General features: G+C 61.0%; 8 protein-coding genes and 1 other RNA gene. 1 reads left to right on the top strand and 8 read right to left on the bottom strand.

Features of this window, described 5'->3' with window-relative positions; translation table 11 throughout:
- Positions 1–112: 112 nt before the first annotated feature.
- The 5 genes from pyrF to efp form a co-directional block, all read right to left on the bottom strand.
- The gene (gene pyrF, locus BUB29_RS02990) at positions 113–1,063 is read right to left on the bottom strand and encodes an orotidine-5'-phosphate decarboxylase (protein ID WP_407640901.1); all 951 of its coding nucleotides are present in this window, start codon (positions 1,061–1,063) and stop codon (positions 113–115) included.
- Position 1,064: 1 nt separating this feature from the next.
- Positions 1,065–4,448: a carbamoyl-phosphate synthase large subunit gene (carB, locus tag BUB29_RS02985; protein WP_033521903.1), complete on the bottom strand. Its 3,384-nt coding sequence runs from the start codon at positions 4,446–4,448 to the stop codon at positions 1,065–1,067.
- A 1-nt stretch (position 4,449) separates the two neighbouring features.
- Positions 4,450–5,646, bottom strand: a complete 1,197-nt coding sequence (gene carA, locus BUB29_RS02980; RefSeq protein ID WP_407640900.1) for a glutamine-hydrolyzing carbamoyl-phosphate synthase small subunit — start codon at positions 5,644–5,646, stop codon at positions 4,450–4,452.
- A gap of 205 nt (positions 5,647–5,851) precedes the next feature.
- Entirely contained in the window at positions 5,852–6,265 is a 414-nt protein-coding gene (gene nusB, locus BUB29_RS02975; RefSeq protein WP_033521905.1) for a transcription antitermination factor NusB, read from the bottom strand.
- A gap of 20 nt (positions 6,266–6,285) precedes the next feature.
- On the bottom strand, positions 6,286–6,843 hold the full coding sequence (gene efp / locus BUB29_RS02970) for an elongation factor P (protein ID WP_033521907.1): 558 nt from the start codon (positions 6,841–6,843) through the stop codon (positions 6,286–6,288).
- A 1,047-nt stretch (positions 6,844–7,890) separates the two neighbouring features.
- On the opposite strand from efp, the gene BUB29_RS02965 reads away from it, so the two are divergent.
- A complete protein-coding gene (locus BUB29_RS02965) occupies positions 7,891–9,579 on the top strand; it encodes an aryl-sulfate sulfotransferase (protein ID WP_081888347.1) in 1,689 nt (562 codons plus the stop codon).
- A 291-nt stretch (positions 9,580–9,870) separates the two neighbouring features.
- Here BUB29_RS02965 and ssrA read toward each other — a convergent pair.
- The 3 genes from ssrA to murC form a co-directional block, all read right to left on the bottom strand.
- Positions 9,871–10,268, bottom strand: a transfer-messenger RNA (tmRNA) gene (ssrA, locus tag BUB29_RS02960).
- A gap of 658 nt (positions 10,269–10,926) precedes the next feature.
- Positions 10,927–12,378: a cell division protein FtsQ/DivIB gene (locus tag BUB29_RS02955; RefSeq protein ID WP_073117575.1), complete on the bottom strand. Its 1,452-nt coding sequence runs from the start codon at positions 12,376–12,378 to the stop codon at positions 10,927–10,929.
- Positions 12,378–13,790: a UDP-N-acetylmuramate--L-alanine ligase gene (gene murC / locus BUB29_RS02950; protein ID WP_407640905.1), complete on the bottom strand. Its 1,413-nt coding sequence runs from the start codon at positions 13,788–13,790 to the stop codon at positions 12,378–12,380. The genes BUB29_RS02955 and murC overlap by 1 nt, the downstream gene beginning before the upstream one ends.
- Between the last annotated feature and the right edge of the window lie 216 nt (positions 13,791–14,006).

The following is a 14,006-nucleotide window of genomic DNA, read 5'->3' as shown; positions in this document are numbered from 1 at the left end:
GAAGCCCCGAAACCCCGCAGAACCGCAGAACCTCAGCCAACGCGAAAACCGCGAAAACTTCAAAAACCTCGAAAACCGTACAAATTGCAGAAACCGCACAAACCGCAGAATATCAGGCCGTTACCTCCGATCTGCCATCCTCGTCGGTTTCGTCCTCGGCTTCCATAATGGCCTGCCGCACGTCCAACGCGATGGATTCGGTGGCCGCCGCAAGATCGGCGATCGCCGGCCCTTTGGTGGCGATGGAACGGGACACCGTGACCAGCACGTTGCCGTGCGTGCCTTTGAACAAGGTCTTCAGATCCTTGGCTTCCGCACCCTGCCAGCCGTAGCCGGGCGAGAGAATCGGACCGGTGAAATGCGCCGGGTCGACACCCGTCTGCTCGATCCACTGCCCTACGGTGGCTCCCACAATCAGGCCCACGGAACCCATGCCCTCATGCTCGGCGTTATGCTTCTGCGCCGCCGCCGCGATGCCATAGGCCACGGTCTGCCCTTTGAAGGAGCCGCCTTGGCGGATGGCGCTCTGCACGCTGCGCCCCTCCTCGTTGGATGTCAGCGAAGCGATGAACACGCCACCGCCATTGTCGAGCGCATCGTCGATCAGGCCGCGCAGCGAACGCTCGCCGTAGTATGGCAGCAGCGTGATCGCGTCAGCTTTCAACGGTGCGCCCGGCTTGAAGTACGCGTCGGCGATGGCGGAGATCGTGGTGGACAGGCCGCCGTGCAGACAGTCCACGATGGTGATCACGCCCATCTGCCGGGCCGCGTACAGCACTCGTTCGAGCACGGCGAATCCTTTGGAACCGTAGCGTCCGAACATGGGCATCTGGAATTTGACGGCGGCGGCGCGGCCGTTCGCGGCCTGCAACATGCGCATCGAGAACATCTCCGCGCCGTTCGCGTCAACGTTGTAGCCCCAGTCCGTCAGGAGTTTTCGGTGAGGGTCGATGCCAACGCACAGCGGACCGTATTTGCTCATGGAATTGTGCAGGCGCAGACCGAAATTGGAACGCTGTGCGCACAATTGATCCTCGTGGCTGCTGGCAATAACCTCGGTCACCTTAACGGCCCTCGCTCTCCAGTGCGAACAGTTGCTTGGCGTGTTCCTGAATGCTCATCACCTGGTAATCGTTGCGCTTGACCGCGTCGATGGCGAGCAGCACGGCGTTGAACTCGGTGATGGTGGTGAACTGCGGCAGGTCGGCGGCGATGGCGGCGGCTCGGATCGAGTAGCCGTCAGCGCGCGAACCGCGCGAGTTCGGAGTGTTGAGGATCATGTCGATCTCGCCGTCCTCGATGAGCTGAACCACGTTCTTGCCCACGGAGCCTTCGGCGTGCTTGACCACGACCGGATCATCCGGATCGGAGTCGATACGGCCGGAGATCTTGTCCACGATCTTCGATTCGATGCCGTAGCGGCGCAGCACGGAGGCGGTGCCTTCGGTGGCCCAGATCTTGAATCCGAGCTCTTCCAGACGCACGGCCATGAGCGGCAGCTGACGCTTGTCGGTATCGTTCACGGAGATGAACACGTTGCCTTCGGTGGGCAGACCGCCATCGTATGCGGCGAGCTGGCTCTTGGCGAACGCGTGCGGAACGTCACGGTCGAAGCCCATGACTTCGCCGGTGGAACGCATTTCGGGTCCGAGCAGGATGTCGACGGTCTTGCCGACCGGAGTGCGGAAGCGCTTGAACGGCAGCACGGATTCCTTGACCGCGATCTGCTGGCCGCGGTGGAAGTCGCCGCCGTCGCCCTTCGGCAACAGCAGGCCGTTGGCGCGCTGCTGGGCGATGGTCTCGCCGGCCATGATGCGTGCGGCGGCCTTCGCCAGGGCCACGCCGGTCGCCTTGGAAGCGAACGGCACGGTGCGGGAGGCGCGCGGGTTGGCTTCGATTACGTACAGGGTGTTGGCCATGAAGGCGTACTGCACGTTGATCAGGCCCTGCACGTTGCAGCCCTTGGCGATGGCGTAGGTGCCTTCGCGCAGGCGGCGGATCTGATCTTCGGACAGGGTGTTCGGCGGCAGGGTGCAGGCGGCGTCGCCGGAGTGCACGCCGGCTTCCTCGATGTGTTCCATGATGCCGCCAATGTAGAGTTCCTCGCCGTCGAACAGCGCGTCGACGTCGATTTCGATGGCGTCCTGCAGGAACTTGTCGATGAGCAGCGGGCTGGGCAGACGGCCGGACACGACGGTGTCGGCCTGGGCTTCGGCGAGCGCTCGCTCCACGTACTTTTCAAGCTGCGCGTTGTCGTACACGATTTCCATGCCACGGCCGCCGAGCACGTAGCTCGGGCGCACCAGTACCGGGTAGCCGATGGAGTGCGCGGCCTCCTGGGCCTCCTCAAGGCTCAGGGCGGTGCCGTAGCGCGGCGCGTTCATCTTGGCCTTCTTCAGCACTTCGCCGAAGAGCTCACGGTTTTCGGCCAGATCGATGGCCTCCGGGGTGGTGCCCAGGATCGGCACGCCGGCGGCCTTCAGACGCGCGGCGAGCGACAGCGGGGTCTGACCGCCGAGCTGCACGATGACGCCCTTGACCGGGCCCATCTTCTTCTCGGCCTCGTAGATTTCGAGCACGTCCTCGAAGGTAAGCGGCTCGAAGTACAGGCGGTCGGAGATGTCGTAATCGGTGGACACGGTCTCGGGGTTGCAGTTGACCATGATCGTGTCGTAATCCTTGCCGAGCTCCTGCACCGCGTGCACGCAGGTGTAGTCGAACTCGATGCCCTGGCCGATACGGTTCGGGCCGGAACCGAGGATGATGACCGCTTCGCGTTCGCGCGGCTTGACTTCCGTCTCGTCGGCGTAGCAGGAGTAGTAGTACGGCGTGGCCGCGTCGAATTCGGCGGCGCAGGTGTCGACGGTCTTGTAGACCGGGCGCAGGCCGTAGGTCCAACGCAGTTCGCGGATGGTGTTCTCGCCCTCGTCGCCCAGATGGCGCAGGTGCGCGATCTGCAAATCGGACAGGCCGGCGAGCTTGGCTTTCTTCAGCAGCTTCGGGGTGAGCGCTTCGGCGTCACGCACCTTGAGCGCGGTCTCGTTGATGAGCATGAACTGCTGCAGGAACCACGGGTCGATCTTGGTGGCGGCGTACAGCTGCTCCATGGTCGCACCGCCCCAGATGGCGCGCATGAGCTGCAGGTAACGGTTTTCGGTCGGCACCTTGATGGCAGCGAGCAGATCGTTCACCTCGTCGGCGGACGGCTTGTCGCCATCCCAGTTGAAGCCCATGTGACGCTTGTCGATGGAACGCATGGCCTTGCCGAGGGATTCCTGGAAGTTGCCGCCCAGGGCCATGGCCTCGCCCACGGACTTCATGGAGGTGGTCAGGGTGGGGTCGGCGCCAGGGAACTTCTCGAAGGCGAAACGCGGCACCTTGGTGACCACGTAGTCGATGGTCGGCTCGAAGGAGGCCGGGGTGGACTGGGTGATGTCGTTCTGGATCTCGTCCAGCGTGTAGCCGAGGGCCAGCTTGGTGGCGATCTTGGCGATCGGGAAACCAGTGGCCTTGGATGCCAGGGCGGAGGAACGGGACACGCGCGGGTTCATCTCAATGACGATGATGCGGCCGGTCTTCGGGTGGATGGCGAACTGGATGTTGCAGCCGCCGGTGTCGACACCCACGCCGCGGATGATGGCGATGCCGATGTCGCGCAGCTTCTGGTATTCACGATCGGTCAGGGTGAAGCACGGGGCAACGGTGATGGAGTCGCCGGTGTGCACGCCGACCGGGTCGACGTTCTCGATCGGGCAGACGACCACGACGTTGTCGTTGCGGTCGCGCATGAGTTCGAGCTCGAACTCCTTCCAACCTTCGATGCCTTCCTCGATCAGCACCTCGTCGGTCGGCGAGTAGTGGATGCCGGCGCCGGCGATGCGGTGCAGCTCCTCCTCGTCATGCGCGATGCCGGAGCCGAGACCGCCCATGGTGAAGCTCGGGCGGACGACCAGCGGGTAGCCGAATTCCTCGGCGATCTTGTCGACTTCGGCCAAGGAGTGCGCGATCTCGGATCTTGCGGATTCCGCGCCGGCCTTTTCGACGACCTTCTTGAACAGTTCACGGTCCTCGCCGCGGTCGATGGCATCGAGGGACGCACCGATCAGTTCGACGTTGTACTTCTTGAGCACGCCCGCCTCACCGAGCGCCATGGCGGCGTTCAGCGCGGTCTGGCCGCCCAGGGTGGGCAGCAGCGCGTCCGGGCGTTCCTTGGCGATGATGCGTTCGAGAATCGGGGTCGCGATCGGCTCGATGTAGGTGGCATCGGCCATCTCCGGGTCGGTCATGATGGTGGCCGGGTTGGAGTTGACCAGGATGACGCGGATGCCTTCCTCACGAAGGACGCGGCAGGCCTGGGTACCTGAATAATCGAACTCCGCCGCCTGACCGATCACGATCGGCCCGGAACCGATTACCATCACGGATTTGATGTCGGTGCGCTTCGGCATGTCACTTACCTTCCTTGGAATTCTTCATCAGTTCAACGAAACGATCAAACAGGTACGCCGCATCGTGCGGACCGGCGGCGGCCTCGGGATGGTACTGCACGGAGAACGCGGGGATGTCCACGCACTGCAGGCCTTCGACCACATCATCATTCAGGTCGATGTGGGAGACGAACACCTTGCCGTACTTGCCGTTCTCGAACGGGGCGTCGACGGTTTCGCCGATCGGGGCGTCGACCGCGAAACCATGGTTGTGCGCGGTGATCTCGATCTTGCCGGTGGTCATGTCCTTCACCGGCTGGTTGATGCCGCGGTGGCCGAACTTCAGCTTGTAGGTGCCGAAGCCGAGTGCACGGCCGAGCAGCTGATTGCCGAAGCAGATGCCGAAGAACGGGTAGCCCGCGTCGAGCACCTTGCGCAGCAGTTCGACTTCGGGGCCGGCCTGTTCCGGATCGCCCGGGCCGTTGGAGAAGAACACGCCGTCCGGGTTGAGCTCCTGCAACTGTTCGAACGTGATGCTGGAGGGCACGACGTGCACGCGGCAGCCGCGTTCCGCCATACGGTGCGGGGTCATGGCCTTGATGCCCAGATCGACGGCGGCCACGGTGTACAGCGGCTCCTTGCCTTCGAATTCGCCGCACGGTTCGATGGTGTAGGCCTGCTTGGTGCTGACCTCCTCGTACAGGCTCAGGCCCTGCATCTGCGCGGTGGCCTTCACTTCGGCGAGGAACTCGTCCAGATCGCGCACATCGCCCTTGTCGTCCAGCAGCGCCGCGCCGGAGAACACGCCGGCACGCATCACACCGGCGGAACGCAGGTGACGCACGAGCTTACGGGTGTCGATGCCACTGATGCCCACGATGTTCTGCTGCTTCAGGTCATCGTCGAGGCTGCCTTCGGCACGCCAGTTGCTCACGTTCGGACTGGGATCGCGCACCACGTAGCCGGCAACCCAAATACGCGCGGATTCCGGGTCCTCACCGTTGACACCGGTATCGCCGATATGCGGGAAGGTCTGCACCACAATCTGACGGTCGTAACTCGGATCGGTAAGAGTCTCCTGATAGCCGGTCATACCGGTGGCGAACACGATTTCGCCGGTCGTCCTACCTTCGGCCCCGTAAGGCTCACCTACATATACCTGACCATCTTCCAGAACGAGAATGGCCTCATTCTGGTCACAGATTGGTTTGTCGCTCACCGCGCAACCCCCTTATTCTCATCCGGGTTATTCATGCCAAGCGTAACGTTCAGCGCAGACTCACACGCCGACCGACGGCATCGTACCGAAGCCCGCGCCACGCCTTCGCATCGTTCCATGTACTGTGCGGCCATGGAACGGAACCCTGTATAACACATCTCAAAAGAACGCCCCCCGCGGAAATACGGGAGGCGTTCAACAAATATCAATCCAACGGCTTCTCATGAGCCGCGCATACGGCGGACAACAGTCCGTGAATAAAAGCAGGCGATTCGTCATCGCACAACGTCTTCGCCAGGCCGAGTGCCTCGTCAATGGCCACCTTGTCGGGAACATCATCGTTGTACATGATCTCCCATGCGGCGATACGAAGAATATTGCGGTCGACGACGCCCATACGGCTGGTCTTCCAACCGGTGGAGCATTCGTTCAGCTTCGCGTCGATGTCACGACGATGCTCGGCGACGCCACGCACGATGTCGATGGCGTAATCGGGCAACGGCGTCTGAGCGCCGGGAACGGCGATGCGCTCCTCAAGGAGGGACAGGATGTCCTGCCCCTTCTCGTCCGCCTCATACAACGTATTCAGAGCTCTCTTGCGAGCAGTGGAACGTGCCATACAGCCGTCAGCCCTTCGACTCAGTTCTCGCGGCCGAGGTAGGAACCGTCGGTGGTGTTGACCTTGACGCGCTCACCCTCGTTGATGAACAGCGGGACCTGAATCTCGGCGCCGGTCTCGACGGTGGCGGGCTTGGTGCCGGCGTTGGAGCGGTTGCCCTGCAGGCCCGGCTCGGTGTGGGTGACGGTCAGCACGACGGAAGCCGGCAGTTCGACGGACAGCGGGGTGCCGTCGTGGAAGGACACGATGCAGTCGGTGCCTTCGAGCAGGAACTTGCTCTCGACGAGGGTCTTCGGGACCATGATCTGATCGTAGGTGGTCATGTCCATGAAGACGTAGTTGTCACCGTCCTCGTAGGAGTACTGGAGGGTGCGGTTGTCAACGGTTTCGAATTCCATCTTCATGCCGGCGTTGAAGGTCTTGTCGACGATCTTGCCGCTCAGCACGTTCTTGATGGTGGTGCGCACGAAGGCGGGGCCCTTGCCCGGCTTGACGTGCTGGAACTTCAGGACGGTCCACAGCTGGCCGTCAAGGTTCAGAACGGAACCGTTCTTGATGTCATTGGTAGTCTGTGCCACGTTTACTCACCTATACTGTTGGTCCTCAAGGGCAAAACCCTAAAAATTGCCTTGGCTATTATGCCACCACCCCTAGAACACCGTGTGACGCGGCGTTTGCAGGGTGCGTACGGGGGCCTTTTCGGGGGCGTTTTCAAAGGTGTTTAAAGTGTCCCCAGAGGAATTCGGCACATTCTCGCAGCCCCCACTTCCTCATAATCAGACAGAATCAACCCCATCCTGTCCGAAAATGGGAAACTCACACCCGGAGCGGAAACACAGCCGCCCATGCTTCCCCAAAATCGGACAGAATCAGCCCCATCCTGTCCGAAAATGGGGACACTTCCGAAAACACAGTCAAGCCCCGCCCAAGAGAGAAACCCCCGTTCCTCAGAATCAGACAGAATCAGCCCCATCATGTCCGAAAACGGGATGAAGCGAGCACTCAAACGCCTACTCGGCTTATGTATGGCGGATTCCGCACTTTGTTTTTTCCTAAGTGGCTTATACATGGCACGCGCACCCCGATATCCCAGGTATGGACGTTGTAATTCCGCGCCCCGTACTCGGCATATCACGTTTCAGGTGCCACATATAAGCCACTTAGCATTTCCACGCCCCATGAATCTGCCATACATAGGCGAGATAACGTCCCGCCAACCCCTTCTCCGCTCTGCCCCGCACAACCGCAACCCCAATATTCGACAATCGCACCATACTCGCCCAACAAGCGCCCCATACCACACCACCATCACCCACATTCCCAGAAAACATTCAGAAAAATGCCGCCGCTTTTTAAGCCCCATTCCACGAAACCCGTGGGGTCGCGTACCGCCCTATTACCGGAAGCGACAACTGATGGCCATCGCCGGCAACCCGCAGCGCCGACAACCGATGCCCCTACCATCGCAGGTGCCTCAGCCAGCAGTCATCGCCCGCAGGCCACAAGCCGACACAACCCAGCAACCCAAAACAACAAAATAATCAGTACAACGCCAAGCAACCGGCGGCGCCAACAACGCCAACACCCGGACCACGCCGAACCCCACCCCATGTGAAAGCCAAACCATGAGAGCCCTGAAACCGCACATCCCACAAGGCATCATCGCCAGAAAGAACATCGTCAAACCAGCGGCCATCGTCATCGCCGCCGCCATCGTAATCGCGCTGACTCCCCTCGCCGGCAGCAAGATCAGCTCCGCGATCGAACGTAACCGCCTCGAACGGCTCAGCGCCAAAATCACCAGCATCTACACCAGCGACTACCAACAGACCGCCGACACCAAACTCGCCGAGCAACGCGAGAAGTCATCCACCACGCTTGACGAACCGTTCACCACGGTTAACCCCTACGGCACAAACACCACTTCGCTGTACGTGTATTTCACCACCGACCAAGCCACCAGCGTCTCCTACACCATCCATGTGGAAGGCTATCCGGACTTCTCCGCCACCGCCAACCAGGACGAACGCTACTCCACCGAGCATGAATTCACAGTGCTCGGCCTCATTCCGAAGAAAACCAATACCATCACATTCACACTCACCGATTCCGGCGGCAACACCGTGGTGACCAAGCAAATCAAGCAGAAAGGCCCGACGCTGCTCGGCGAAGAGGAGGTTCAGCTCGAGCAGAAAACGCAGCCCACAGCGGCCGCCAAACAAAGCGTGGACAACGGACTGTATGCGATTCTCGGCAACGATTCCGGCAATCAGGATTTCATGTACTACTACGACGTGAACGGCGTGCTGCGTGGCGAGATACCGGTGAAATACTACCGTTCGCACCGTCTGGTGTTCGGCGATGACGAGCTGATGTGGTTCTCCGCGTCCACGCACACGATGGTCGGCATGAACCGGCTCGACAAGCTAGAGAAGATCTTCGACCTGGACGAACGGTTCATCCTCCACCATGATTACGCGCTCGACTCGGACGGCAATCTCGTGCTGCTCACCACCAATCTGAAACGTTCCGATCATGCGGTGCAGGATCAGGTGGCCAAACTCAACACCACCACGGGTAAAACCACGCATCTGCTCGATTTAGGCACGATGTTCGCCGACTACAAGAAGACGACCACGCATTCGGGCATCGACGAATCCGACACGTCCGCTTCGGACCGCTGGGATTGGATCCACTGCAACACCATCCAGCTGTTGGATGACGGTTCGACCATCCTTTCGGCGCGCGAAACCTCCACGATCATCAAGATCGCCGACATCGAAGGTACGCCGACGCTTGAGTACATGATCGGCGAACCGAGCGTATGGGACGGCACGCAATACCAGTCGTCGTTCCTCACCAAGGCCGCCGATTTCCGCGACACCGGCGGCCAGCATTCCGTGACGTACAGCACGGACGATTCACTGGAGAACGGCAGCTACTACCTCACGCTGTTCGACAACAGCTTCGGCTACGCCATAACCCGCCCGGATTACGACTGGAGCAAGATCGGCCTGAGCACCGCGCAAAATGCCAAGGACGCAGATTCACGCTCACAACTGCGCAAGTACCTGGTGGATGAGGAGACCGGCACTTACACCGAAGTGAACTCCTTCGACGTGCCCTACTCCCCTTATGTCAGCTCCGTTCAGGAGATCGACGACGAACTGAATCTGGTGGATTCCGGCATGCAGGGTCTGTTCGGCGTGTACGATGCCGATGGCACACTGCAGGCGCAGTATGCGATGAAGTTGGCCACGACGTACATCTACCGTGTGTATCTGTACGATTTCCAAGGATTCTACTTCGCATGAGCTGAACCGGGCCAAACTGAGCCGGATGGGGCGAGCAGGCCGGACCGGGCGCGTTGGCTCCGGATATCTAGTCCCCAACGCCAACGAATGTTGGGAGGGAGGAAAGCGTATTGCCGCCCTCCCAACATTCAAGCCATGGAGCCATCGACCGCTCTGCCCGGAGGCATATGACAACATATAGACAACGTTTTTCGAAAATAATGTCTGATTCAGGTAAGTCGAGACAATGCCGAAAGCTGTAGAAAACCGTTGGAAATAAAGGAAAAGCCGCCATTTCTGGCGGCTTTTAACCAGTGGAGCTGCGGGGAATTGAACCCCGGTCCGATGACCGTACCCTCAGTCTTCTACGTGCGTAGTCTGCTGGCCAAGACGGCGATTTTTCTGCCCCCAACTTTGTCGCAGACAACCGTTGGCGAGCATATCCACAGTTAAAGTCCCCTACCGGCCCTGCGGCTCAACTGGTAAGGCAAGTCTTCTTAACGACGCCCAACACCCTCCCGAAGACGAAGAGGAGTGGACGGAGCAGCTGCTCACTGGTTAATCCTGGCGCGAAGCTCAGGCAGCGAGAGCGAACTCAGTGCGGTTAGATTTAGCACTTATTCTTTTGCAGGGGGCATCCGCGAGCGGACCCTGCGTTCTCGGCACGCTTCCCTGCGACGAACAGGTCACCGTCGAAACCGATCAGCCCCAATCTTGAATTATCAAGCCCCGGCATTTCGACCGGACTTTTCAGAATACACCGCGACGGCGATACACGCAATCCGCCGTGAGTGAACCGGCGGATTGCCGATGATGAAACCGCTGATGCCGGTACGGTGCCAGCGTTCGGACCGAGGCCTCACCGCGCGCTTGATTCGTTCCTAACGACATGGCGCAGAGCGGTTTTTACCGGCTTCAGGCCTTTCAGGGCCTTTCGAATCCTCCCCGCCGTTTCCCATGGAAGCTCAGGCTCCCCTCGTGGTGCCCACTCGGCTTATATATGGCAGATTCAGAGGTCACGATTGCGCTAGGTGGCTTATATATGGCACGCAAACCCACATATCGCAAGTATGAGCGTTGCAATTCCGCAGTTCGTACTCGGCATATCGCGTTCCAAGTGCCATATATAAGCCACCTCGTATTTTCCAAACCACGAAATCTGCCATATATAGGCGAGTTAGTAATCCGACGCAGCCCAAACCACCGGTTTGCGCCCGTTTGTGATGTACCAAGACGTGGTTTGTGAGGTTGCGCGGCCGAGTGACGCAGCCTCACGGCCTCACGGCCTCACGACCGCACAACCAAGCAAGCCACAGCCGCACGGCCGCAACCGGGCCACACCCGGCTGCGCCAACGTGCAGCCAGCCCTCAGCGCAACACCGGATGGTACGGCGACGACACATCAACCTGTGTCTTATCCCCGATGACATTCGGATCGGAAAGAATCTTGTCGACGTCGGCCTTCTTGAGTTCGATATCCGAGGAGTCGCCCCACACCACGGAATGCTCACCATTGTTAAGCTCCGTGGTCACCGAATCCTGGGTTTTCGCTGTCACCTTGGTGATTTGTTTGCGCAACGATTCGGGCAGCGCATCCAGTATTTTCACCGCTTCCTTGACGGAGCGGTTCTTCACGCTGGTCTCGATATCACCTACTTCGACGGTCGGGATCTCTGCGGCGCCGTCCTTTGAGATGACGTGCATGACACGGTAGTCGGAGTCGACCGCCGCAATCCCGCCCTTCGATGTCTTCAGTATCGCGGCCGGCCGTTGCGTGGTCAGCGACAAGACAAGTCCGTGCGGGAAATCCTTGGTGATTTCAGCATCGGATACACCGGGGATGTTCTTGGACTGAGATGCGATCTTCGCCGTGTCGACCAATAGCAACGAACGCCCGGCCTGTTCGTTCACAAGATCGCGCACCTCCGTCTCTGAAACCCAGCTGTTCAATCCGCGGATGCCGATCTGCCCACTGTCAAGCCTCAACAGTGGCGAGAACAACAGCAGCCATCCGAGTCCGATCACGAGCAGCACGGTCAATGTCACGATGGCGACACGCACGATGATGATATGCGCGCTCACGCGCTTGCGTTCCTTGGCCCTGGCGGTGAAATCCACGATCTTCGGGCGCGCGGCCATACCGAATGTGCCGGCGCTTTCCCGCAGTGTTTTGGCGACCAGATCTTCGCTGGCAAGTTTCCTGGCATCCACGAAAGATCCCGGAGCGCTCGTGCTGGGGGTCGCCGCCACCATGCCATACGCAGAGCTTGCCGCGCGACGCCCCCCGCCAGCAACACCACGGACCGCACCACCGCCGGATGTCACGTTCCGTCGCTGCCCCGCCTGCGCGGAGACGTTCGACCTGCCGTTCCTCGTCGGAGTGGAATTCGGGGTCGACTTATACGGGGTGTGTTTCCTGGGCTTGTTCACCGCCTTGGACGGGGTGTTGACGCCGGATGCGTTACGTGCTGCACTGTTGCGCGATGACACGTTCCTCGACGAGACATTGCGCGATGCGGCGTTCGTATGCTGCCTAGCGCCGCTCGCGCTGGTTCTGCGAAGCTGCGTGCGGGTGCTGGGCTTGATGGGATGCTTGGATTCCGGCTTCCGGCGCCCGGCGATGTCGGAGCCGTTTCCGGTTTTCCTGCCTGCCTTACCTGCGCTACCGACGCTGGTACGACCGGCGTTACCAGTGCCAGCCGCATTCCTGCCAGCCCCGCCTCCGGAACCGGAACCTCGCACGGGATCGGACTTGCCCGAAAGGGTGCGTGGCTTGCGTCCCTGATGGTCGGGGCCCGAGCGAACCACCCTTCCCGCCATCACTCACATCCTTCGCGATGCGCTTCCAACGCGTGCAGCATCACCGGTCCCATGTCGGTGATGTCGCCGGCGCCGACGGTGAAGATCACGTCGCCGTGATGCGCGCGCATCACCATCATCTGCGCCGCCACGCGCATATCCTCCTGCGCGGTGAATTCCACGCCGCTCATGCCTTTGGCTTCGCGCACGATGGTGAGCGGTCCGACACCGGGGAAATCCTCCTGCTTCTCGCGGGCAGGGAACACGCCGGTGACGATCACGTCATCGGCCTTGCCGAGTGCTTCCGCGAATTCGTGCGCGAAGAACTTCGTACGGGAGAACAGGTGCGGCTGGAACAGTACGTGGATGGTGTTCTCGGGGTAACGACGGCGGGCGGCGTCCAGCAGCGCGGCGATTTCGGTGGGATGGTGCGCGTAATCGTCCACCACGGTGACCTGCTTGACGGTTCCGCGAACCTGGAATCGACGTGCGGCGCCACGGAAGTCGGCGACCGCCTTGGCGGCGGCTTCGGGTTCGACGCCTAACAGCATGGCCGCAGTGAGCGCCGCGGCGGCATTGCGCGCATTGTGCACGCCGGGGACGGCGAGTTCCACAGCCAGATCGAACGCGCTCTCCCCCGCCACGTCCGCCGGTACATTCAGGGTGAAGCGTTCCACGCCGCTTCCCGCGCTTTCGCTTTCGGCGACGATGCGCACATATGCGGCGCCGTTCAGTTCCAGTTCCGCCGGATCGCTCGTGCCGTAGGCGACCGCCTTGGCTGCGGTTTCGGACGGCATGGCATTGAGCACGGCCAGTGCGTCGGCGTCATCCGCGCACAGGATCACATGCCCGGTCGCATGCCCCGCGTGACGCACAAACGCGGCGCGGTAATGCGCCTCATCGCCGTAATGGTCGAGATGGTCGGCTTCACAGTTGGTGATGATCGCGATCAGCGGACGGTATTTGTCGAAGCTGCCGTCGGATTCGTCGGCTTCGGCCACGAGCGCGTCACCCGCACCCACATGGCCGCCGTCGAGCGTGGAACCGTCCGCGCCTTGGATGGAACCGCCGATCGCGTAGCTCGGATCGTTGCCCGTGCGTACGAGCACGTGCGCGAGCATCGAACTGGTGGTGGTTTTGCCATGCGCACCCGCGACGGTGACCGCGCGGCGACCGTGCATGAGCAGGGCGAGGATGTCGCTGCGGTGCACGATGCGGGCACCGCGTTCCGCCGCGGCCACGATTTCCGGATTATCGGGCTTGATGGCGCTGGAGTACACGACCGTGTCCGCGTCGGCCACGTTTTCGGCACGCTGGCCGAATTCGACATGGATGCCCAGCGCTTCCAGACGGTCGGTTTTGGCGCTGCGTTCACGGTCGGATCCGCCTACCGCGACGCCTCGCTGGTGGAGCATCTCGGCGAGCACGCTCATGCCGGCTCCGCCGATGCCGATAAAATGCGTGTGTCCCAGTACCTCGATACCTTCCTCAGCATCGAACGCCGCATTGGCGGGGGTAAGGGTGATGGTTGCAGTCACGAAAACGCTCCTTATATGGTTTTCTGCTCTTGTTTCGTTACGACGATTATGGCGCGGCACCCGGTTGCGCGGGCACCGCATTCCGTGGTTCAGCCGGTTCGGTCGGTTCAG

The organism is Bifidobacterium merycicum DSM 6492 (genome assembly GCF_900129045.1).
GTDB lineage: Bacteria > Actinomycetota > Actinomycetes > Actinomycetales > Bifidobacteriaceae > Bifidobacterium > Bifidobacterium merycicum.
This window is presented reverse-complemented; position numbering and strand designations above follow the sequence as displayed.